A 21,903-nucleotide genomic window follows, 5' to 3' on the forward strand; every position below is an offset into this window, starting at 1 on the left:
GATGCGGGCGAAGGAGATCACCATGCTGCCCATCAGCCCTGACAAGATCGGCTACGTCATCATCCGCGCGCGAGAGTTCGACAGCGGCGTCAATGCCTGGGAACATCAGGGAAGCCGCCGTGGCCAGACCGGCACCGAATCCGAACTGCGCGACTTCATCGCCGGTCTGAACGAGGATGAACAGGCCAGCCTGGTCGCCGTCATGTGGATCGGCCGCCAGACCTTTTCGCCCGAGGAACTGCCCGAGGCGATCGCCACCGCGCGGGCCGAGGCGACGACGCCGACCGAGGACTACCTGATGGGCGTGCCCAATCTGGCCGATTACCTTGAGGAAGGGATGGAGGCGCTTGGTCTGTCCTCTGAGGAGGCCGAGGCCGACATCCTGCGCCGTTAGCCCTTCTTTCTTGTCCAAATACGCATCCGCAGCCAGCCAAGGGCGCGGCCTCAGGACCAGACGACATCCCCCAGGAAAATATAGCCCGCGCCGTAGATCGTCTTGATCAGGCGCGGGTTTTTCGGATCTTCGCCCAGCTTGGTGCGCAGCCGCGAAATCCGCACATCCATCGCCCGGTCGAAGCTTTCCCCCGCCGCCCCGCCCAGCATTTCCTGCATCTGCGCGCGTGAGATCAGCCGGTTCGGGCTGTCCAGAAATAACCGCAGCACCTCGCCCTCGGCATGGGAAAAGGGCGTCACGCGGCCCTCGGCGTCGGTCAGGGTGTAGCGGTCGAAATGCGCCGTCCAGCCCGCGAAACGCGCGGTCGCGCGGGCGCTTGCGGCACCGGGCGCGGGGCGGCGCAGGCGGGCGCGGATGCGGGCGACGACCTCGGCGGGGTCGAAGGGCTTGATGATGTAATCGTCGGCGCCCAGTTCCAGCCCGGTGACCCGATCCTGCACCTGCGCCCGGCCCGAGATGATGATGATCGTCGATCCCGATTCCAGCGCCAGCCGATGCACCAGGGCCAGCCCGTCGCGGTCGGGCAGGCCCAGATCGACCAGGCAGACATCGGGGGTCATGCGGCGCAAGGCGGCCTCGAACTCGGTCGCGCGGGCGTAGCAGGTGGTGCGGAAGCCCGCCTCCTCCAGGGCATCCGACAGCATCCTGCGGATCTCGGCTTCGTCATCCAGAATGGCGATATGGGCTTGGGTCATGGCTGGGCCTTGATCGCGGACAGCGCGGCGGCCAGATCGGCGGCGCTGACGGGTTTGGACAGGATCGGGCAGGGCGCGGCCTGTCGGTCGGGATGGGCTTCGGGCAGCGCGGTCATCAACAGGCGCGGCACGGGATGATCGCGCGCGGCCAGATCGCGCATCAGGTCGGCGCCGGTTTCGCCGCCGGGCAGGGTGATGTCGGACAGAATCATGCCCAGCCCCGGCAGGTCGGCCAGTTGCCGCGCCTCGGCGACCGAGGCGGCCTCGATCACCGAATGGCCCAGGTCGCGCAACTGGTCGCGCACGGCGGCGCGGATGTCGGGATGGTCGTCGATCAGCAGCACCATGGTCGGCGGCGCGGCGTCCAGATGCGGCGCGGGGCGCAGCGGCAGGCGCAGCCGCACCTCGCCCCCGCCATCGGGGCTGTTGCCCAGCCGCACGGTGCCGCCCGCCAGCACGGTCTGGTCATAGACCATCGACAGCCCAAGGCCGGAACCGCCGCCGCCCTTGGTGGTGAAGAACGGCTCCATCCCCCGGTCCAGGGCTTCGTCGGAAAAGCCGGGGCCGCTGTCGGTCACGATGATCTCGATCCAGGTGTCGCGGATCGGTGCGGCGACGATGCCGATGCGCCCCGAGGCCTCGCCGGTCGCACCCCGGATCGCGTCGCGGGCGTTCAGCAGCAGGTTCAGCAGGCTGTCCTGCAACGCGCCGGGATCCAGCAGCAGCGGGCCGGGCAGGGCCAGCGTCGTGACCGACAGCCGGATGCCATCGCCCAAAGTGGGCCGCGCCATCGCCGCCAGATCCTCAAGCAGGACCGACAGATCGACGGGCTGGGGGGTGATCTCGCGCTTGCCGGTGATGGTAGCGATGCGGTCCAGCAGGGTGCCGCCGCGCCGCGCGGCGGACAGGGTGGCGGCGGCCAGGTCGGCGGCCTCGGGCGGCAGGCCCTGCACCCGCGCCAGCCGCCCCTGAAGCCCCAGGATCACGGTCAGAAGATTGGCGAAATCATGCGCCAGACCCGAGGTCAGCTGCGCCCCGATCTGCCGCCGCGCCGCCTGCGCGAGGGCCGCGCGCGCCTGGGTTTCCGCCGTCACATCGGTCGACAGCACGAACACGCCCACCGGCGCCGCGCCATCCGGCCCCGGATCGGGGGTCAGCGCGATGCGGATGCGCCGCCCGGACGGGTCGTGGCTGATCTCGAACACCGAAGATCGCCCGGCAAGGGCCTGGTCGATCTGGGGGCGGATGCGGTCGAAGGTGGCGCGGCCCAGTGCCTGTTCGCCGGTCATCCCGACCACATCGGCGCTGGAACCTGGCATCACCGCATTCAGCCGCCGGTTGGAAAAGGTATAGCGATAGGCCCGATCCATATGCGCGATATGGGCGGGCACCATCTGGGTGACCAGCCGGGTGCGCGCCTCGGTCTCGGTCAGGGTCTGCTGCGCCTCGGTCAGGCTGGCGTTCAGCGCGGCCAAAGCGCGGTTGGCCTCGGCCAGCTCCTCGGCGCGGGTCAGAAGCTGGCCCGACAATTCCGCCGACCGCGCCCGCAGCAGGGCTTCCTGGCGTTTGATGTCGGTGATGTCGGTATAGACGGCGACCCAGCCGCCTTGGGCCAGCGGCGCGCCCTCGACCGAGATCCAGCGGCCATCGGGGCGCTGACGTTCCAGATAATGCGGCTGAAAGGCGCGGGCCTGATCGACGCGAAGCTGGACTGCGGCCTCCAGATCGTCCTGGCCGCCGTATTCGCCACGCTCGGCCAGATAGCGCACTGTATCCTGAAAGCTGGCGCCGGGCCGCACCAGCCGGTCGGGCAGGTCGAACAATTGGCGATAGGGGCGGTTGCAGACCCGCAGCCGCAGATCGCTGTCAAAGATCGACAGGGCCTGCTGGATCAGGTTCAGCCCCGACAGGATCAGCTGGTCGTCCATGTCTTCCCCCCGATCCTTGGCTAACACCCGTCGCGGTGCGGCGAAAGGCTGTTTGCGCCCCCGGTGTTGGCGTGAAAGGTTTCGTAACATTCACGACAAATTGAGGAAACCTTTGACGGCAAGGGTTCGGACATGCCGCAATGGGCGCGCGAGGAATCGCCCGTTCGGATCAGGGGTCCGCAGGGCCGCGGGGAGGTTACATGACGACACAGCCGGTGGCGGGGGATCCCGCGCAAAGCTCGATTCCGGCGCTTTTGGCGCGCAATGTCGACCGTTTCGGCGATCGCACGGCCTATCGGGAAAAAGAGTTCGGGATATGGCAATCCTGGACCTGGGCCGAGGCCGCCGAGGAAATCCGCGCGCTTGCCCTGGGGATGCTGGCTTTGGGGCTGAACCGGGGCGATCATGTCGCGGTGATCGGGCGCAACCGGCCGGCGCATTACTGGGCCATGGTCGCCGCGCAGATGTGCGGCGCGGTGCCGGTGCCGCTCTATCAGGATGCCGCCGCAGACGAGATGGCCTATGTGCTGGATCACTGCGGCGCGCGCTTCATCATCTGCGGCGATCAGGAACAGGTCGACAAGGTGATCGAGGCCGAGGCCAAGATCCAGAAGGCCGAACAGGTCATCTATACCGACAAGCGCGGGATGCGGAAATACGACCATTCCCGCATGAACGCCCTGGCCGACGTGCAGGCCGAGGGCCGCGCGGCCCATCAGCGACTGGGCGGCGAACTGGATGCCCGGATCGCGGAACTGACTTACGACAGCACATGTGTGATGCTGTATACCAGCGGCACCACTGGCAAGCCCAAGGGCGTGGTTCTGTCGAACCGCAACATCATCGAGACGGCCAAGAACTCGGCCGCGTTCGACAATCTTGGTCCGGATGAGGACGTGCTGGCCTATCTGCCGATGGCCTGGGTCGGCGATTTCATCTTTTCGCTGGGTCAGGCGATGTATGTCGGCTTTACGGTCAACTGCCCCGAAGGCGCGCATACGATGATGACCGACCTGCGCGAAATCGGCCCGACCTATTTCTTTGCGCCGCCGCGCATCTTTGAACAGATGCTGACCAGCGTGATGATCCGGATGGAGGATGCGGGCGATCTGAAGCATGGGATGTTCAAGCATTTCATGAACTTCGCCAAGACCACCGGGGAAGAATACGGGATGCCGCGCTATCGCGTGCAGCGGTCCAAGCCGACCCTTCGCCGCCGCCTGCGGTGGGCGTGGCGCTATGCCATGGGGATCGGCTTCGCGGCCGAGACGATGCTGGAAAACGCCGTTCGCCTGACCCTGACCAAGCTGCGCCACCCGGTCGACACCCGCGCCCATTTCAACGCGCGCGGGCCGCTGCTGAACCTCTATCCCCAGCCTTTGCGCGACTATTTCGACTATCGCACCGGCGATGTGATGATGTTCGCGCCGCTGAAGAACACGCTGGGCCTGTCGCGCATCCGCGTGGCCTATACGGCGGGTGAGGCGATCGGCCCCGAGATCTTCGAGTTCTACCGCAGCCTGGGCATCAACCTGAAACAGCTGTACGGCCAGACCGAGGCGTCGGTTTTCATCACCCAGCAGCCGAACGGGCAGGTTCGCTCCGACACGGTGGGCGTGCCCAGCCCCGGGGTTGAGGTGAAGATCGCCGAAAACGGCGAGGTTCTGTATCGCAGCCCCGGCACCTTTGTCGAATACTACAAGAACCCGGAAAGCACCGCCTCGACCAAAGACCCCGAGGGCTGGGTGGCGACCGGCGATGCGGGCTTCTTTGAACCCGGCACCGGCCATCTGCGCATCATCGACCGCGCCAAGGACGTGGGCAAGATGGCCGACGGCAGCCTTTTCGCGCCGAAATATGTTGAAAACAAGCTGAAGTTCTATCCCAACATCCTTGAGGCCGTGGTGTTCGGTGCCGGCCGCGACCGCTGCACCGCCTTCATCAACATCGACCTGACGGCGGTCGGCAACTGGGCAGAACGCAACAACATCGCCTATGCCAGCTATCAGGAACTGGCCGGTCATCCCAAGGTCTATGAGATGATCAAGGCCCATGTGGAGGAGGTGAACCGGTCGGTCGCGCAAGACCCGATGCTGTCGGGCTGCCAGATCCACCGCTTCCTGATCCTGCACAAGGAACTGGATGCCGATGACGGCGAAATGACCCGCACCCGCAAGGTGCGCCGCAACATCATCGCCGACAAGTTCGCCGATCTGATTGCCGCGCTCTATGACGGGAAGGACAGCATCTATACCGAAACGGAAGTCACCTATGAGGACGGCCGCAAGGGCAAGATCAAGGCCACGCTGCGGCTGGAAGATGCCGCCGTGGTGCCGGTGAAAGGCAAGGTGGCGGCATGAAGACGCAAGCAACTTCCGAAGGTTACGTTACAGCGGACGGTCGCCAGATTGGCGGCGTGCTGATGGAGATGAAGAACATCACCCTGCGCTTTGGCGGTGTGGTGGCGATCAAGGATATCAGCTTCGACATCCGCGAGGGCGAGATCCGCGCGATCATCGGCCCGAACGGCGCCGGCAAGTCGTCGATGATGAACGTCATGTCCGGCTTTTATGTCCCGCAAGAGGGCGAGGTCTGGTTTCGTGGCGAAAAGCGCCCGCCGATGCGCCCCTATCAGGTGGCGCGGCTGGGGCTGGCGCGCACGTTCCAGAACATCGCGCTGTTCGACGGCATGACGGTGCTGGACAACATCATGACTGGCCGCCTGACGATGATGAAATCGGGGCTGCTCAGCCAGGCGATCTGGTGGGGCGCCGCCGAGCGCGAGGAAAACGAACACCGCGAAAAGGTCGAGAAGATCATCGACTTTCTGGAAATCCAGAACATCCGCAAGACGCCGGTGGGGCGCCTTCCCTATGGCCTGAAAAAGCGGGTGGAACTGGCCCGCGCGCTGGCTGCCGAACCCAAGCTGTTGATGCTGGACGAGCCGATGGCCGGCATGAACGTCGAGGAAAAAGAGGACATGTCCCGCTTTATCCTGGATGTGAACGACGAGTTCGGCACCACCATCGCGCTGATCGAACACGACATGGGCGTGGTCATGGACCTGTCGGACCGCGTGGTCGTGATGGACTACGGCAAGAAGATCGGTGACGGCACCCCCGATGAGGTGCGCAACAACCCCGAGGTGATCGCCGCCTATCTGGGGGTGGCCCATGACTAGCCCGCGCCGCGACACCGCCCTGCACAACCCATGCGCCGCCTGTGCACAGGTTGTGCACCGTTCGTGCACTGTTCCCGCCCCGACCCGGATGGAGGCCCTGTGATGGACCAGCTTCTTTACGCCATGGAAGTGACCCTGAATGGCCTGATGGCCGGGGTCATGTATGCGCTTGTCGCCTTGGGCTTCGTGCTGATCTACAAAGCGTCGGGCGTGTTCAACTATGCCCAGGGGGTGCTGGCGCTGTTTGCCGCGCTGACCCTGGTGGGGCTGCAACAGGGGCAGGTGCCCTTCGCCCATATCATCAACGCGATCTTCGGCAGCCAGCTTGAACATTTCGGCTGGACGCTGCCGGCCTGGCTGTCGATCCTGCTGGCCGCTGCTGTGATGGTGCTGCTGGCGATCATCATCGAATGGGCGGTGCTGCGCCATCTGGTGAACCAGCCGCCGATCATCCTGTTCATGGCGACCATCGGACTGGCCTATTTCCTTGAGGGGCTGGGCGATGTGATGTGGGGCGCCAACATCAAGGCGCTGGATGTCGGCATCCCGCAGGGTCTGTCGGAAACCGTCGAGGCCGCGACCGACAGCATCTTTGGCTATGGCTTCTTCATCGACCGGCTGGACATCTGGGCCACGGTGATCGCCGCCATTCTGGTCGCCAGCCTTGTCGCCTTCAGCCAATACACCAAGCAGGGCCGGGCGATGCGCGCCGTCGCAGACGACCATCAGGCGGCGCTGTCGGTGGGCATCAGCCTGCGCTTCATCTGGGTGATGGTCTGGTCGATCGCCGGTTTCGTGGCGCTGGTCGCGGGGATCATGTGGGGGTCGAAATCCGGCGTCCAGTTCAGCCTGTCGCTGATCGCGTTGAAGGCGCTGCCGGTGCTGATGCTGGGCGGCTTCACCTCGATCCCCGGTGCGATCGTCGGCGGTCTCATCATCGGCGTGGGCGAAAAACTGTTCGAGTTCTTCGTCGGCCCGATGATCGGCGGCGCGACCGAAAACTGGTTCGCCTATGTGCTGGCGCTGATCTTCCTGGTGTTCCGTCCCCAGGGTCTGTTCGGCGAAAAGATCATCGAACGGGTGTGATGATGGCGCGCGCAAACTTGGTCCCTTCGTCGCAAGAAAAAGGCGTTGATTACGACTTTGGTCTGCGGCAACCTGTCACAGATCCGGTTGCCGCGGGGTGGGGAGGCCCCGTCGGACCCATCAGCCGGAGACAAGGGACGCCGCCGCGGCCCGTCATGGAGTCCGGCTGTGTCCCTGTCGCAGGGGCAGGGGGGAGGACCAGCCATGAACACCATGCAAACCTTGGCTGTGATCTGTGTGATCGGCTGGGCCGCGGCGGCCACCTTTGGCTGGATCGCGCTTGCCGCACCGGCGGGCGCTGCCGCAAGTCATCTGGTTCTGAACATCATCCTGGCCGCCCTGGGCGCGGCCATCGGACTGACAAGCTGGCTGCGGCTGCGCCGCGCCGCCTAGGGGGAAGCGCAGCCGCCCTTCCCCGGAACACCATGGGGAAGGGGCGTTGAATGCTGTATCGTGAAGCAGGCGATTTCAAGACGACCTATCGGGACGACAGCCAGACGTTCCCGATCCGGTTCGACCGCTGGCGCTACTATGCGTTGATCGCGGTGGCATTCGGGATCATCCCCTTTGTCATCAACGATTACTGGGCGAACGCGGTCTTTGTTCCGTTCCTGATCTATGCGATCGCGGCCCTGGGGCTGAACATCCTGGTCGGCTATGCCGGGCAGGTGTCGCTTGGCACCGGCGGGTTCATGGCGGTGGGGGCCTATGCCTGCTACAAGCTGATGACCGCCTTCCCCGAGGTGAACATCCTGATCCATGTGCTGATCGCGGGCGGCATCACCGCCGTGGTGGGCGTGCTGTTCGGCCTGCCCAGCCTGCGCATCAAGGGCTTTTACCTGGCGGTCTCGACCCTTGCGGCGCAGTTCTTTCTGGTCTGGCTGTTCAACAAGGTGCCGTGGTTTTACAACTATTCGGCCTCGGGCCAGATCACCGCGCCAGAACGCACTCTGTTTGGCCAGTTCGTGACCGGCCCGAACACCAGTGCCGCCGCCAAATACCTGTTCTGCCTGGTGCTGCTGTTCACTTTGGCATGGGTTGCGCGCAACCTGACGCGCGGCGCCAGCGGTCGGCAGTGGATGGCAATTCGCGACATGGACATCGCCGCCGAGATCATCGGCGTGAACCCGCTGCGCGCCAAGCTGACGGCCTTTGCGGTCAGCAGCTTTTACATCGGCATCGCCGGGGCGCTGTTCTTTGCCGTCTATCTGGGGGCTGCCGAGGTTGGCGAGGCCTTTGGCATCAACAAATCGTTCCTGATCCTGTTCATGGTCATCATCGGTGGCCTGGGGTCGGTGTTCGGTTCCTTCGCGGGCGCGGCATTTCTGGTGCTGCTGCCGGTGTTTCTGAAAAACGTGCTGGTCGGCGGCCTGGGCTGGCCCACCGATCTGGCCGCCCATATCGAGCTGATGATCGTAGGCGCGCTGATCGTGGCCTTCCTGATCCTGGAGCCGCACGGGCTGGCGCAACTGTGGAAGCTGGCCAAGGAAAAGCTGCGGCTGTGGCCCTTCCCGCACTGAGGTTCACACCGGCCGGGCCAACCGGCCGGGTGCAAGACTGACTGTCATCATTCGACTGGGAGGAAAATTCGGATGAAGAAGTTCCTGATGACTGCGGCCGCCCTGGCCATCGCCACCCCGGCCATGGCCGATCTGGTGGTGCCGAACCTGTCCTATCGGACCGGTCCCTTTGCCGCCAACGGCACCCAATATGCCGATGGTTTCAACGACTACTTTACCCTGCTGAACGAACGCGATGGCGGCATCGGCGGCGAAAAGGTCGTCGTGCCGGAATGCGAGACCGCCTATAACACCGAAAAAGGCGTCGAATGCTATGAATCGACCAAGGGTCAGGGCGCGCTGGTTTACAACCCGCTGTCGACCGGCATCACCTATCAGCTGATCCCCAAGGTCGCCGCGGACAAGATCCCGCTGTATACCCCCGGCTATGGCCGCACCTCGGCCAAGAATGGCAAGGTGTTTGAATGGGTGTTCAACGCGCCGACGAACTATTGGGATGGTGCCTCGGTCATCGTCAAGCACCTGATGGACACGGCGGGCGGCAGTCTTGAGGGCAAGAAGATCGCGCTGGTCTATCACAACAGCGCCTTCGGCAAGGAGCCGATCCCGACGCTGCGCGCGCTGGCCGAGAAGCACAAGTTCGAGCTGGCGGAAATCCCCGTCGACAGCCCCGGCCAGGAGCAGAAATCGCAATGGCTGCAAGTGCGCCGCGACAAGCCGGACTTCGTGATCCTGTATGGCTGGGGCGTGATGAACCAGGTCGCCATTCAGGAAGCCTCGAACATCCGGTTCCCGCTGGAAAACATGGTCGGCATCTGGTGGTCGGGTTCCGAGGTCGACGTGACCCCGGTGGGCGCGGCAGCCAATGGCTACAAGTCGCTGGCCTTCCACGGCACCGGCAAGGACTATCCGATGTATGCCGACATGCAGAAATACGTCATCGATCCCGGCAAGGCGTCGCAGGGCGGGGCGCATGTCGGTTCGGTGCTGTATTCGCGCGGCATGTATGCGGCGCTGGTGATTTCCGAGGCGATCCGCAAGGCGCAGGAACTGGCCGGCACGTCGAAAGTGACCCCCGCGCAGGTTCGTGACGGGTTCGAGGCGCTGGACATCACGCCCGAGCGGATGACCGAACTGGGCCTGCCCGACTTTGGCCCGGCGCTGGCGACAAGCTGCGACAACCATGGCGGCACTGGCCTGTCGCGCGTCCAGCAATGGGACGCGGCTGCCGGCAAGTGGAACCTGATCACCGAGTTCACCGAGCCGGACCACGACGTGCTGGACCCGCTGGTGCTGTCGGATTCCGAGGCCTTCGCCAAGGAAGCGGCCATCACCCCGCGCTGCAACTGATCTGACCCGTCCCCGGCCCGATCCTTGGGCCGGGGACACCCCTGATCGCCCGACCCGCCACGATGCCGCGAAAGGATGCCGCCATGCTGGACGCCAGTCCCCAGACCTCTGCCCAGAACCCCGCAGTGGGCGAAACCCTGCTGGAGGTCAACAATATCGAGGTCATCTACAACCACGTCATCCTGGTGCTGAAGGGCGTCAGCCTGAGCGTGCCGAAGGGCGGGATCACCGCGCTTCTGGGCGGCAACGGCGCGGGCAAGACCACCACGCTGAAGGCGATTTCCAACCTGCTGCATTCCGAACGCGGCGAGGTGACCAAGGGCAATATCTTCTACCGGGGCGAGCGGGTGCAGGACATGGACCCGGCCAGCCTGGTGAAAAAGGGCGTCATTCAGGTGATGGAGGGCCGCCATTGCTTTGAACACCTGACGGTCGAGGAAAACCTGCTGACCGGCGCCTATACCCGCAGCGATGGCCGCGCTGCGATCGCGGCTGACCTTGAGATGGTTTACAACTACTTCCCGCGCCTGAAGGAACGGCGGCGGTCGCAGGCCGGGTATACCTCGGGTGGGGAACAGCAGATGGTGGCAATGGGCCGCGCGCTGATGAGCCGCCCAGAAACGATCCTGCTGGACGAACCCAGCATGGGTCTGGCGCCGCAGCTGGTCGAGCAGATCTTCGAGATCGTCAAGGCGGTGAACCAGGGCGAGGGCGTAACCTTCCTGTTGGCCGAACAGAATACCAACGTCGCGCTGCGCTATGCCCATTACGGCTATATCCTGGAATCGGGCCGCGTGGTGATGGATGGCCCCGCCGACGCCCTGCGCGAAAACCCCGACGTGAAAGAGTTTTACCTGGGCATGTCCGAGGAGGGGCGCAAGTCGTTCCGCGACGTGCGCAGCTATCGCCGCCGCAAGCGCTGGCTGGCCTGAGGACGATACCATGAGCCATTTCGATGAACTTGAGACCCGCTCGGCCGATCAGCGGGCGGCAGATCTGGCCCGCGACCTGCCCGCCGCGATTGCGCGCGCGCTGACCGCGCCGGGCATGGCCGCGCATCTGGGCGGCGTCGAGGCCGCCGCCATCACCGACCGCGCCGCCCTGGCCCGCCTGCCGGTGATCCGCAAGGCCGACCTGTCGGCGGCGCAAAAGGCCGATGCCCCCTTTGGTGGGTTGACGGCGCGCGCACCGGGGGCGTTCCACCACATCTTCCAATCGCCCGGCCCGATCTATGAGCCGGGCATGGTCGGCGGCGACTGGTGGCGCATGGGCCGGTTCCTTCATGCCTGCGGCGTCGGCGCGGGCGATATCGTGCAGAACTGCTTTGGCTATCACCTGACCCCCGCCGGGATGATCTTTGAATCGGGCGCGCGCGCCGTGGGGGCCGCCGTGCTGCCCGCCGGCACCGGCCAGACCGAGCTTCAGGTGCGGGCCGCCGCCGATATCGGCACCACGGTTTACGCGGGCACTCCGGATTATCTGAAGATCATCCTGGACAAGGCCGACGAGATGGGCGAGCGGCTGGCGATCACCCGTGCCGCCGTCGGCGGCGGCGCGCTGTTCCCCAGCCTGCGCAAGGAATATGCCGATCGCGGCGTCACCACGCTGTCGTGCTATGCCACCGCCGATCTGGGCAATATCGCCTATGAAACGATGGCCGATGGCGCCCTGGTCGAGGGGATGATCGTCGATGAGGGCGTGATCGTGGAAATCGTCCGCCCCGGAACCGGCGATCCGGTCCCAGATGGCGAGGTGGGCGAGGTCGTGGTGACGACGCTGAACCCCGACTATCCGCTGATCCGCTTTGCCACCGGCGATCTGTCGGCGGTGCTGCCCGGCGCCAGCCCCTGCGGGCGCAGCAACCTGCGCATCAAGGGCTGGATGGGCCGCGCCGACCAGACCACCAAGATCAAAGGGATGTTCGTGCGCCCCGAACAGGTCGCGGCCCTGGTCGCCCGCCACCCCGAGATCGCACGCGCGCGTGTGCTGGCCGACCGGGACGGTGAAATGGATGTGATGACGGTGCAGATTGAAACCCATGCCACGGATCGGGCGTTGTATGAGGCCTCGGTTGTCGAGGCGCTGAAACTTCGGGGCCGGATCGAGCTGGTGGCACCGGGATCGCTGCCCAATGATGGCAAGGTGATCGAGGACCGCCGCCGTTACGACTAGGCCCCCCGTGTGGGAGGGCCGATGATGGCTGGCACGAAGACCCGTTTGATCCCTCTGGCCGTGGCGGCGATGATCGCCGTCGCGCCGGTGACCGCGCAGGCCGAGGTGAAGCCGATCGACCTGATCGGCGGCATTCTGAACGCCCAGTTGCAGGCGCAATTGAAGGCCGCACAGGAGCCGCAAGTGTGGGAAGCCGCGCGTCAGGCCAATACCGCGCAGGCGTATCAGAATTATCTGGCGGCCTATCCGCAGGGGCCGAATGCGGCCACCGCCAAGGCGCGGCTGAAGGCCATGGGGCAGGCCGCGCCCGGCACTGCGCCGGCCGCGGGCAATGCGGCTGCGACCGAGGCTGACCTGGGCCTGTCGCGCGCCGACCGCACCCGCATCCAGTCGCGTCTGACCGCGCTGGGCTATAACACGCGCGGCGTCGATGGCGCGTTCGGGCGCGGCACCCGCAATGCGATCGCCACCTGGCAGCGCGATCGCGGCGACAGCGTGACCGGCTATCTGACGGCGGCGCAGGTCAAGGTGCTGAACGTCGGCGGCCCGGCCACCACGACGACCCCCGCACCCGCCACCGGCACCGACGCTGCGGCGCGGGCCGAATACAATCTGGGCCTGTCGCGGGCCGACCGGCGGATGGTGCAGCAGCAGCTGACCGGGCTGGGCTATGACACGCGCGGCACTGATGGCATCTTCGGAAGCGGCACCCGTCGCGCCATTTCCAACTGGCAGAACGCCCAGGGCCAAAGCGTGACCGGCTATCTGACCGCCGATCAGGTCCGCAGCCTGCGCAGCACCGCCCCCGCCACGCCCACGGCCAGCAGCGACAGCGACCGCGCCCGCATCGAGGAGGGTTTGCTGGGCCTGAGCCGCACCGAGCGCGCCGAGATCCAGCGCCGCCTGACCCTGATGGGCTATGACACGCGCGGCACCGACGGCATCTTCGGCAGCGGCACCCGGCGGGCGATTGCCGCCTGGCAGGGCTCGGTGGGCCTTTCCGCCACCGGCTACCTGGACGGCGATCAGGTCTCGGCGATTCGCGGCACCGACGGCACAGCCAGCCGCTGAGCCCCGCGCCCGGTCGCCATGGCGGCCGGGTCACCATCGCACAAAAAGAAAACGCCCGGACCAGCGGTCCGGGCGTTTCAGTTCTGTCGCCTGGCGACTTAGCCCTGACGGGCCTTGTAGCGCTTTTGCGTCTTGTTGATCACATAGATGCGGCCTTTGCGGCGCACGACCTGGCAATCACGATGGCGCGTTTTCAGCGAGCGGAGCGAGTTCGCAACCTTCATCGTCTTTTCCCCATTCGCGGCTGCCCACAGGGACCGCCTTGAAACTGTTGTGCTGCCGGGCATGCCCCGCAGCGGTGAAATGGTGGGCGGTACTGGGATCGAACCAGTGGCCACTACGATGTCAACGTAGTGCTCTACCGCTGAGCTAACCGCCCCCTGACAGATGGCTTCGGCGTCCCTGAAAACAACAAGGACGCGGGCGAAACCGCGTCGGTCTGGCGTGCTATAGACAGAGTCGCCGGACGGTTCAAGAGGAAATGGCGGTTCGGTGACAAGTTCCTGTTGGCCTTCGGATGCGGGCGGATATGCTGTGGCGGATGGATGATCTGCCGCCCTTTCGCCTGCACGAACCCGCGCCCCGGCGCAGCGGGGTGATCTTTGCCTCGCCGCACAGCGGGCGGTGGTGGCCTGCGGGGATTCGCGCCGCAAGCCCGCTGGGGCTGCGGGTGCTGAGGTCGTCCGAGGATGCCTTTGTCGGCCATCTGATCCTGCCCGCGCACCGGCTGGGCGCGACGGTGATGACGGCGCGGGTGGCGCGCGGGGTGGTCGATCTGAACCGCGCCGCGGATGAGCTGGACCCCGCGCTGATCGAGGGGCTGGCGCCCGCGCGGCTGAATGGCCGGGTGGCGGCGGGGCTGGGGGTCATCCCGCGCGTCGTGGCACGGGGCCGGGTGATCCTGCGCGGCAAGATCACGCTGGCCGAGGCCGAGGCGCGGCTGGCTGCCGTCTGGCACCCCTATCACGCAGCCTTGGCCGCGCTGATCGACCGCACCCAGGCCGATTGCGGCCAGACGGTGCTGATCGACGTGCATTCGATGCCGCATGATGCCTGCGCCAGCCTGACCCGCCCCCGCCCCGAAATCGTGTTGGGCGACCGCTTTGGGCGTTCCGCCGACGCCTGGGTGACAGATGCCGTCGCCGCCGCCTTTCTGGCCGAGGGCTTCGTGACGCGCCGCAATACGCCCTTCGCCGGGGCCTATGTGCTGGATCGTCACAGCGCGCCCGACCGTGGCCGCCACGCCATCCAGATCGAGATCGACCGCGCGCTGTATATGGATGAGGCGACGCTGCGCCCGCTGCCGGGCTATCCTGCCTTTCGCGACCGGCTGGCGCGGGTCTGGGCGCGCTTGGCGATGCTGGTGCCGGGCGTGGGGCGGCTGGCGGCCGAGTAGCCGTCTTGTGGCTGTTACCCCCGCGACATACATGGAAGGGGACATCACAGGGGGAAGCGGCATGGATCAGATCATCGACACCATCGGCGGGGGCAATCTGTTTCTGCTGATTCTGGGCCTGTTCCTGATCGTGCTGGTGCTGAAGGCGGTGCGCATCGTGCCGCAATCGGAAAAGCATGTGGTGGAACGCTTTGGCCGTCTGCGCGCGGTTCTGGGGCCGGGGATCAACATGATCGTGCCGGTGCTGGACCGCGTGGCACATCGCATCAGCATCCTGGAACGGCAGTTGCCGACCAACCGCCAGGATGCCATCACCGCCGACAACGTGCTGGTGCAGGTCGAAACCAGCGTGTTCTATCGCATCATCGAGCCGGAAAAGACCGTCTATCGCATCCGCGATATCGACGCCGCCATTGCCACCACCGTCGCTGGCATCGTCCGGTCGGAAATCGGCACGATGGAGCTGGACCAGGTGCAATCGAACCGCGCCAGCCTGATCGACCGCATCCGCGACCAGTTGGCCAATGTCGTCGATGACTGGGGGATCGAGGTGACGCGGGCCGAGATTCTGGACGTGAACCTGGATGAGGCGACCCGCGCCGCCATGTTGCAGCAGTTGAACGCCGAACGCGCCCGTCGCGCGCAGGTGACAGAAGCCGAGGGCCGCCGCCGCGCCGTCGAACTGGCCGCCGACGGCGAGCTTTATGCAGCCGAGCAGCAGGCCAAGGCCCGCCGCATCGCCGCCGATGCCGAGGCCTATGCGACCCAGACCATCGCAGCCGCGATCCGCGACAATGGTATCGAGGCCGCGCAATACCAGGTCGCACTGAAGCAGGTCGAGGCCCTGGCCGAGGTCGGCAAGGGGCCGGGCAAACAGACCGTGATCCTGCCCGCCAATGCGATCGAGGCATTCAGCGACGCCTTCAAGCTGTTGAAGGGGCGCGGCTGATGATCTGGCAAAGTCCCTGGGCCTGGGCGGTCGCGGCGCTGGTTCTGGCCGGGCTTGAGATCATCCTGCCGGGCTGGATCCTGCTGGGCTTTGCCATCGGCGCGGGCGTGGTGGCGGCGCTGATCGGGACGGGCGTGCTGGGCGCGGGCCTGCCGATGGCGCTGGTTGCCTTCGGGCTGGCCTCACTGGTGGCATGGTGGCTGTTGCGGCGCAGCATGGGTGCGCGGGGCGAGGCGCGGATCTGGCACCGCGATATCAACGACAACTGACGCTGGAACGATGTGCGACCTGCCGGGTTGATCCTGCAAGGGGGCCAGAACCCTTGGCCCCACAGCCACAGGAGACACCGCAGATGAAGACGCTTGCCGATGCTTTCCACCACACTCTGAAAGACATCTACTACGCTGAAAAGGCGATCGTGAAAGCCGGGCCGAAGCTGGCCAAGGCCGCGACCGACGCCGACCTGAAGGCCGCGATCGAGGCCCATGTCGAGGAAACCCGCCAGCAGATCGAGATGCTGGAAGGCGTGTTCCGCACCATCGGCGAAAAGCCCGAGGGTGAGAAATGCGACGCCATCGTCGGCCTGATCAAAGAGGCCGAGGGGATCGTCGAGGAGGCCGAGGGTGTGGCGCTGAACGCCGCGCTGCTGGGCGCGCTGCAAGCCATCGAGCATTACGAGATCGCCCGTTATGGCACCCTGCGCCAATGGGCCGAGGTGATGGGCGAGCCGATTGCCCGCGACCAGCTGACCCGCATTCTGGACATGGAAAAGGCGGCCAATGCCGCGATGACCGGTCTGGCGGTCAAACAGATCAACGCCGCCTGAGGGCAGCGCGGGGGCGGCCCACCGGGCCGCCCTTTTTCACCTGCCGGGCAGTTCGGCCAGGATCGCGCGGGCAGCGCTGGCCGGATCGGCGGCCTGCCAGATCGGGCGGCCGACGACGATGTGATCGGCACCTGCCGCGATGGCCGCGGCGGGCGTCTCGACGCGTTTCTGATCACCAAGCGCAGCCCCTGCCGGGCGCACGCCGGGGGTGACGATCAGGCGGCCCGCGGATTCGGGCAGGGCGCGGATCAGCGCGGCCTCTTGCGGGCTGGCGATGACGCCATCAGCCCCGGCGGCAAAGGCGCGGGCGGCGCGTTCAACCACCAGATCGGGGATCGCGCCTTCGCGGATCAGGCCCGCATCCAGATCGGCACGGTCCAGCGAGGTCAGGATCGTCACGGCCAGGATCTTCATGTCCTTGCCAGCCGCGCCCTCTTTGGCCGCCGCGACCACATGCGGATCGCCATGCACGGTCAGGAAATCCAGATCGAACTGCGCCAGGCCACGAACGGCGGATTCGACCGTCGCGCCGATGTCGAACAGCTTCATGTCCAGGAAGATGCGCTTGCCGTGTTCGGCCTTCAGTTCGTTGGCCAGCGCAAGGCCTCCGCCGGTCAGCATCCCCAGCCCGATCTTGTAGAAGCTGACGGTATCGCCCAGGGCTTGCGCCAGCTCAAGCCCGGCCAAGGCATTGGGCACGTCCAGCGCCACGATCAGACGGTCGTCCATGGTGATCCCCCGGTTCCTGAAACGGCCGCGTTATGTCACGGAACCCTGCCCCTTGAAAGCCCGTTTTCCGCTGCACACATCGGGATCAAGACCCGCACCGGGCCGCGCCTTTCGGGCGGCATCATCGCGGGGGCTGAGGAAAGGACATGCCCATGAACATGGAAAAGTTTACCGAACGGTCGCGCGGTTTTCTGCAAGCCGCCCAGACCATCGCGCTGCGTGAGGGCCACCAGCGCCTGTTGCCCGAACATCTGCTGAAGGCGCTGATGGATGACGATCAGGGGCTGGCCGCCAATCTGATCCGCCGCGCCGGGGGCGAGCCTGCGCGCGTGACCGAGGCGGTTGACGCGCTGATCGACAAGCAGCCCAAGGTTAGCGGCGGCGACGGTCAGGTTTACACCGATGGCCAGTTGGTGCGCGTGCTGGATGAGGCCGAAAAGATCGCCAAGAAGGCGGGCGACAGTTTCGTGCCGGTCGAACGCATCCTGATGGCGCTGGCGGTGGTCAACACCCGCGCCAAGGATGCGCTGGATGCCGGTGCCGTCACCGCGCAAAAGCTGAACACCGCGATCAACGACATCCGCAAGGGCCGGACGGCCGACAGCGCGTCCGCCGAGGATACGATGGAGGCGTTGAAGAAATACGCCCGCGATCTGACCGCCGCCGCCGAGGATGGCAAGATCGACCCGATCATCGGCCGCGATGAGGAAATCCGCCGCGCCATGCAGGTGCTGAGCCGCCGCACCAAGAACAACCCGGTATTGATCGGTGAACCCGGTGTCGGCAAGACCGCCATCGCCGAGGGGCTGGCCCTGCGCATCGTCAATGGCGATGTGCCGGAAAGCCTGCGCGACAAGCGGCTGATGGCGCTGGACATGGGCGCGCTGATCGCCGGTGCGAAATATCGCGGCGAGTTCGAGGAGCGGCTGAAGGCCGTGCTGAAAGAGGTCGAGTCGGCCTCGGGCGAGATCATCCTGTTCATTGATGAGCTGCATACGCTGGTCGGCGCCGGGAAATCCGAAGGCGCGATGGACGCCGCCAACCTGATCAAGCCGGCGCTTGCGCGGGGTGAGCTGCATTGCGTCGGCGCCACCACGCTGGACGAATACCGCAAGTATATCGAAAAGGACGCGGCCCTGGCGCGGCGGTTCCAGCCGGTGATGGTCGAGGAGCCGACGGTCGAGGACACGATCAGCATCCTGCGCGGCATCAAGGAGAAGTATGAACTGCACCACGGCGTGCGGATCAGCGACAGTGCCCTGGTGGCGGCGGCGACGCTGAGCCATCGCTATATCACCGACCGTTTCCTGCCTGACAAGGCCATCGACCTGATGGACGAGGCCGCCAGCCGTCTGCGGATGGAGGTCGACAGCAAGCCCGAGGAACTGGACGCGCTGGACCGTCAGATCCTGCAGATGCAGATCGAGGCCGAGGCGCTGAAAAAGGAAGACGATGCGGCCAGCAAGGATCGGCTGGAAAAGCTGGAAAAGGAACTTGCCGACCTGCAACAGCGCAGCGCCGAGATGACGGCCCGCTGGCAGGGCGAGCGTGACAAGCTGGAATCGGCGCGTGGTCTGAAGGAGCAGCTTGATCACGCCCGTGCGCAACTGGATCAGGCCAAGCGCGAGGGGAACCTAGCGAAGGCGGGTGAGCTGTCCTATGGCGTCATCCCCGGTCTGGAAAAGCAGTTGGCAGAGGCCGAGGACAGCGACCTGATGGTCGAGGAGGCCGTGCGCCCCGAACAGATCGCCGAGGTCGTCGAACGCTGGACCGGCATCCCCACCAGCAAGATGCTGGAGGGCGAGCGCGAGAAGCTGCTGAAGATGGAAGAAATCATTGGCAAGCGCGTCATCGGTCAGGCCGATGCGGTGGCGGCCGTCAGCCGCGCCGTGCGCCGGTCGCGCGCCGGGCTGAGCGATGAAAAGCGCCCGCTGGGGTCGTTCCTGTTCCTGGGGCCGACCGGCGTGGGCAAGACCGAACTGACCAAGGCGATGGCCGAATACATGTTCGACGACGCCGATGCGATGGTGCGCATCGACATGTCCGAGTTCATGGAAAAGCACGCCGTGTCGCGTCTGATCGGCGCCCCGCCCGGCTATGTCGGTTATGACGAGGGTGGCGTGCTGACCGAGGCGGTGCGGCGGCGTCCCTATTCGGTCGTGCTGTTCGACGAGGTGGAAAAGGCCCATCCCGACGTGTTCAACGTGCTGTTGCAGGTTCTGGACGACGGTATCCTGACCGACGGTCAGGGTCGCAAGGTGGACTTCAAGAACACGCTGATCATCCTGACCTCGAACCTGGGGGCGCAGGCGCTGAGCCAGTTGCCCGAAGGCGCCGACAGTTCGGCGGCCCGCGACGAGGTGATGGAGGCGGTGCGCGGCCATTTCCGGCCCGAGTTCCTGAACCGCCTGGATGAGATCATCATCTTCCACCGTCTGACGCGCGACAATATGGACGGGATCGTCCGCATCCAGTTGCGCCTGCTTGAGGCGCGACTGGCGCAGCGCAAGATCGCGCTGAACCTGGATGAGGCGGCGCTGAAATGGCTGGCCGATGCGGGCTACGATCCGGTCTATGGTGCGCGCCCGCTGAAGCGTGTGATCCAGCGCAATTTGCAGGATCCGCTGGCCGAGATGATCCTGGGCGGCGAGGTGATGGATGGCAGCACCGTTGCCATCAGCGCCGATGCCGATGGCCTGGTGATCGGCGGTCGCGGCAAGCGCGTTCTGCACTGACCTTTCGTCCTTCGTGATGATGTCCCCGCCGGAGCCTCCGGCGGGGATATTTTTTCCAAGAAGAAAGCTGTGCCGGGGATGTGACTAGTGGCAGCGGGGCAGGGTGAATAGGTTCGCGCGCAGGAGGTGCCCGATGGCGCGTTTGACCCGTGATGATGTGACCCCGAAAGGGCTGTGGATGAGCCGACGGCAATGGCTGGCGGGCATGGTGGCGGCGGGGCTGATGCCCGCCGGGCTGCGCGCCGCCCCCGCGCTGCCCGAGCCGACCGAAATGAAGCTGGTGACCGGCTATAACAACTTTGTCGAGTTCGGGACGTCGAAATCGGATGCGCGCAAGCGGGCCGACCGGCTGACGCTGGATCCCTGGGTGGTGACGGTTGACGGGCTGGTCGATCGGCCGCAGGACTTTGCCTTGGCCGATCTGATCGCCGCGATGCCGGTGGGTGAGCATATCGCCAAGTTCCGCTGTGTCGAAGGCTGGGCGGCGGTCATCCCCTGGCAGGGCTTTCCGCTGGCCGCGCTGCTGGATCGGGTTGGCGTTCAGTCGGCCGCGCAGTGGGTCAAGTTCACCAGCGTGCTGCGGCCCGAGGAGATGCCGGGTCAGCGCGTCCCGATTCTTGATTGGCCCTATACCGAGGGGCTGCGGCTGGATGAAGCCATGCATCCGCTGACCCTGCTGGCGACGGGGATGTATGGTCAGGCCATGCCGCCGCAGAACGGCGCGCCGATCCGGCTGGTCGTGCCGTGGAAATACGGCTTCAAATCGGCCAAGTCGCTGGTGCGGATCACCCTGACCGACAGCCAGCCCGCGACCACCTGGAATGTCGCGCAGGGGGATGAATACGGGTTCTTCGCCAATGTGAATCCGCAGGTCGATCATCCCCGCTGGAGCCAGGCTGACGAGCGCTGGCTGGGCGACGGCATCTTTGCCGCGCGCCACCCGACCGAGATGTTCAACGGCTATGATGAGGTCGCCTCGCTTTATGCGGGGATGGATCTGGCGAAGGATTATTGATGCAACGGCTGGCGCGAATGCCCGGCTGGGCTGTCTGGGCTCTGGGCCTGCTGCCTTTGGCCTGGCTGATCTTTGACGCGCTGACAGGCGGCCTTGGGGCCGAGCCGGTGCGCGAGATCCAGTTGCGGCTGGGGCTGACGGCGATCTGGTTCCTGATCGGCGGGCTGGCGATCACGCCCTTGCGCCGGCTGACGCGGATCAATCTGGTCATCCATCGGCGGCGGATCGGGCTGCTGGCCACGCTTTATGCGGTGCTGCATGTCGTGGCCTGGGCGGGGCTGGACCTGCGCGATCTGTCGCGCGCCGGAGCCGAGATCGCACGGCGGCCCTGGCTGATGCTGGGGATGGGGGCACTGCTGTTGATTCTGCCTTTGGCGGCCACATCGTCGAATCTGGCCATCCGAATCCTTGGTCCTGTGCGCTGGCGGCGGCTTCATCGGCTGGTTTACCCTGCGGCAATCATGGCCGCGGCGCATTTTCTGGCCCTTGGGAAGACCTGGACGGGGCCTGCGATTCTGTCAGCCATGGCTGTCGCGGTTTTGCTGGCTCTGAGGCTGCCGATTTTTGGGCGTGCAAGGCTTTGAAAAGAAACGACAACGCAGAAATCGTCAAAAAAGTTTCAGATTTTCGCTTTTCAGGGCTTGCGGACCCCCGGCCTCCTCCGTAAATACCGCTTCACCGAGACGATGGCCGGGAACGGAAGCGGATCGGGAGCGGTGGCGGAAGCGCGAGTGGACGCTGCTGGACATGACTGAAGGGACGGTTGGCTTGCGGCGCCGATAGAGATTGGCGCGGG

General features: G+C 65.7%; 22 protein-coding genes and 1 tRNA gene. 17 read left to right on the plus strand and 6 right to left on the minus strand.

Going from position 1 to position 21,903, the window contains the following annotated elements; translation table 11 throughout:
* Window positions 1–22 precede the first annotated feature (22 nt).
* Window positions 23–394, plus strand: a complete 372-nt coding sequence (locus tag ACEYYA_RS05920; RefSeq protein WP_374798576.1) for a DUF3775 domain-containing protein — start codon at window positions 23–25, stop codon at window positions 392–394.
* Between the two features lie 50 nt (window positions 395–444).
* Here ACEYYA_RS05920 and ACEYYA_RS05925 read toward each other — a convergent pair whose 3' ends face one another.
* On the minus strand, window positions 445–1,149 hold the full coding sequence (locus tag ACEYYA_RS05925; protein WP_374798578.1) for a response regulator transcription factor: 705 nt from the start codon (window positions 1,147–1,149) through the stop codon (window positions 445–447).
* Window positions 1,146–3,077 carry a PAS-domain containing protein gene (locus ACEYYA_RS05930; protein WP_374798580.1) on the minus strand — a complete coding sequence of 644 codons (1,932 nt, stop codon included), beginning with the start codon at window positions 3,075–3,077 and terminating at the stop codon, window positions 1,146–1,148. The genes ACEYYA_RS05925 and ACEYYA_RS05930 overlap by 4 nt, the downstream gene beginning before the upstream one ends.
* A gap of 200 nt (window positions 3,078–3,277) precedes the next feature.
* On the opposite strand from ACEYYA_RS05930, the gene ACEYYA_RS05935 reads away from it, so the two are divergent.
* From ACEYYA_RS05935 to ACEYYA_RS05975, 9 genes are all read left to right on the plus strand, one after another.
* Entirely contained in the window at window positions 3,278–5,437 is a 2,160-nt protein-coding gene (locus ACEYYA_RS05935; RefSeq protein WP_374798582.1) for an AMP-binding protein, read from the plus strand.
* Entirely contained in the window at window positions 5,434–6,258 is an 825-nt protein-coding gene (locus ACEYYA_RS05940; RefSeq protein WP_374798584.1) for an ABC transporter ATP-binding protein, read from the plus strand. Before ACEYYA_RS05935 ends, ACEYYA_RS05940 begins: the two co-directional genes overlap by 4 nt.
* 102 nt (window positions 6,259–6,360) lie before the next feature.
* Window positions 6,361–7,344, plus strand: a complete 984-nt coding sequence (locus ACEYYA_RS05945) for a branched-chain amino acid ABC transporter permease (protein WP_374798586.1) — start codon at window positions 6,361–6,363, stop codon at window positions 7,342–7,344.
* 204 nt (window positions 7,345–7,548) lie between these two features.
* Window positions 7,549–7,737 carry a hypothetical protein gene (locus tag ACEYYA_RS05950; protein WP_374798588.1) on the plus strand — a complete coding sequence of 63 codons (189 nt, stop codon included), beginning with the start codon at window positions 7,549–7,551 and terminating at the stop codon, window positions 7,735–7,737.
* 50 nt (window positions 7,738–7,787) lie between these two features.
* Window positions 7,788–8,864: a branched-chain amino acid ABC transporter permease gene (locus tag ACEYYA_RS05955; protein ID WP_374798590.1), complete on the plus strand. Its 1,077-nt coding sequence runs from the start codon at window positions 7,788–7,790 to the stop codon at window positions 8,862–8,864.
* A 72-nt stretch (window positions 8,865–8,936) separates the two neighbouring features.
* Window positions 8,937–10,214, plus strand: a complete 1,278-nt coding sequence (locus ACEYYA_RS05960; RefSeq protein ID WP_374798592.1) for an ABC transporter substrate-binding protein — start codon at window positions 8,937–8,939, stop codon at window positions 10,212–10,214.
* Window positions 10,215–10,297: 83 nt separating this feature from the next.
* Entirely contained in the window at window positions 10,298–11,146 is an 849-nt protein-coding gene (locus tag ACEYYA_RS05965; protein ID WP_374798594.1) for an ABC transporter ATP-binding protein, read from the plus strand.
* A gap of 10 nt (window positions 11,147–11,156) precedes the next feature.
* The gene (locus ACEYYA_RS05970) at window positions 11,157–12,386 is read left to right on the plus strand and encodes a phenylacetate--CoA ligase family protein (protein ID WP_374798596.1); all 1,230 of its coding nucleotides are present in this window, start codon (window positions 11,157–11,159) and stop codon (window positions 12,384–12,386) included.
* Between the two features lie 24 nt (window positions 12,387–12,410).
* Complete coding sequence (locus tag ACEYYA_RS05975) at window positions 12,411–13,457, plus strand: peptidoglycan-binding domain-containing protein (protein ID WP_374798598.1); 1,047 nt, start codon at window positions 12,411–12,413, stop codon at window positions 13,455–13,457.
* A gap of 98 nt (window positions 13,458–13,555) precedes the next feature.
* Here ACEYYA_RS05975 and ykgO read toward each other — a convergent pair whose 3' ends face one another.
* Both ykgO and ACEYYA_RS05985 read right to left on the minus strand, forming a co-directional pair.
* The gene (ykgO, locus tag ACEYYA_RS05980) at window positions 13,556–13,681 is read right to left on the minus strand and encodes a type B 50S ribosomal protein L36 (protein ID WP_124085357.1); all 126 of its coding nucleotides are present in this window, start codon (window positions 13,679–13,681) and stop codon (window positions 13,556–13,558) included.
* A gap of 80 nt (window positions 13,682–13,761) precedes the next feature.
* Window positions 13,762–13,836 (minus strand) — tRNA-Val (locus ACEYYA_RS05985).
* 138 nt (window positions 13,837–13,974) lie between these two features.
* Between ACEYYA_RS05985 and ACEYYA_RS05990 the strand changes: the two genes are divergently transcribed.
* The 4 genes from ACEYYA_RS05990 to ACEYYA_RS06005 all read left to right on the plus strand — a co-directional run bounded on the left by ACEYYA_RS05990 (window position 13,975) and on the right by ACEYYA_RS06005 (window position 16,628).
* Window positions 13,975–14,853: an N-formylglutamate amidohydrolase gene (locus tag ACEYYA_RS05990; protein ID WP_374798601.1), complete on the plus strand. Its 879-nt coding sequence runs from the start codon at window positions 13,975–13,977 to the stop codon at window positions 14,851–14,853.
* A 61-nt stretch (window positions 14,854–14,914) separates the two neighbouring features.
* A complete protein-coding gene (locus tag ACEYYA_RS05995) occupies window positions 14,915–15,802 on the plus strand; it encodes an SPFH domain-containing protein (protein WP_374798603.1) in 888 nt (295 codons plus the stop codon).
* The gene (locus ACEYYA_RS06000) at window positions 15,802–16,071 is read left to right on the plus strand and encodes an NfeD family protein (protein WP_374798605.1); all 270 of its coding nucleotides are present in this window, start codon (window positions 15,802–15,804) and stop codon (window positions 16,069–16,071) included. The genes ACEYYA_RS05995 and ACEYYA_RS06000 overlap by 1 nt, the downstream gene beginning before the upstream one ends.
* Window positions 16,072–16,154: 83 nt before the next feature.
* Window positions 16,155–16,628, plus strand: coding sequence for a YciE/YciF ferroxidase family protein (locus ACEYYA_RS06005; RefSeq protein ID WP_374798607.1), 474 nt, complete (start codon window positions 16,155–16,157; stop codon window positions 16,626–16,628).
* Window positions 16,629–16,664: 36 nt separating this feature from the next.
* Here ACEYYA_RS06005 and pyrF read toward each other — a convergent pair whose 3' ends face one another.
* Entirely contained in the window at window positions 16,665–17,357 is a 693-nt protein-coding gene (gene pyrF, locus ACEYYA_RS06010) for an orotidine-5'-phosphate decarboxylase (protein ID WP_374798609.1), read from the minus strand.
* 152 nt (window positions 17,358–17,509) lie between these two features.
* Between pyrF and clpB the strand changes: the two genes are divergently transcribed.
* The 3 genes from clpB (at window position 17,510) to ACEYYA_RS06025 (ending at window position 21,691) form a co-directional block, all read left to right on the plus strand.
* Window positions 17,510–20,092, plus strand: a complete 2,583-nt coding sequence (clpB, locus tag ACEYYA_RS06015; RefSeq protein WP_374798611.1) for an ATP-dependent chaperone ClpB — start codon at window positions 17,510–17,512, stop codon at window positions 20,090–20,092.
* A 133-nt stretch (window positions 20,093–20,225) separates the two neighbouring features.
* The gene (gene msrP / locus ACEYYA_RS06020; RefSeq protein ID WP_374798613.1) at window positions 20,226–21,107 is read left to right on the plus strand and encodes a protein-methionine-sulfoxide reductase catalytic subunit MsrP; all 882 of its coding nucleotides are present in this window, start codon (window positions 20,226–20,228) and stop codon (window positions 21,105–21,107) included.
* On the plus strand, window positions 21,107–21,691 hold the full coding sequence (locus ACEYYA_RS06025) for a protein-methionine-sulfoxide reductase heme-binding subunit MsrQ (protein WP_374798615.1): 585 nt from the start codon (window positions 21,107–21,109) through the stop codon (window positions 21,689–21,691). Before msrP ends, ACEYYA_RS06025 begins: the two co-directional genes overlap by 1 nt.
* Window positions 21,692–21,715: 24 nt before the next feature.
* Here the strand turns inward: ACEYYA_RS06025 and ACEYYA_RS06030 are convergent.
* Window positions 21,716–21,903, minus strand: a 188-nt coding sequence (locus tag ACEYYA_RS06030) for a hypothetical protein (RefSeq protein WP_374798617.1), incomplete at its 5' end; no start/stop codon positions are given.

The sequence above is a fragment of the Paracoccus zhouxuedongae genome (assembly GCF_041927815.1).
Classification (GTDB): domain Bacteria; phylum Pseudomonadota; class Alphaproteobacteria; order Rhodobacterales; family Rhodobacteraceae; genus Paracoccus.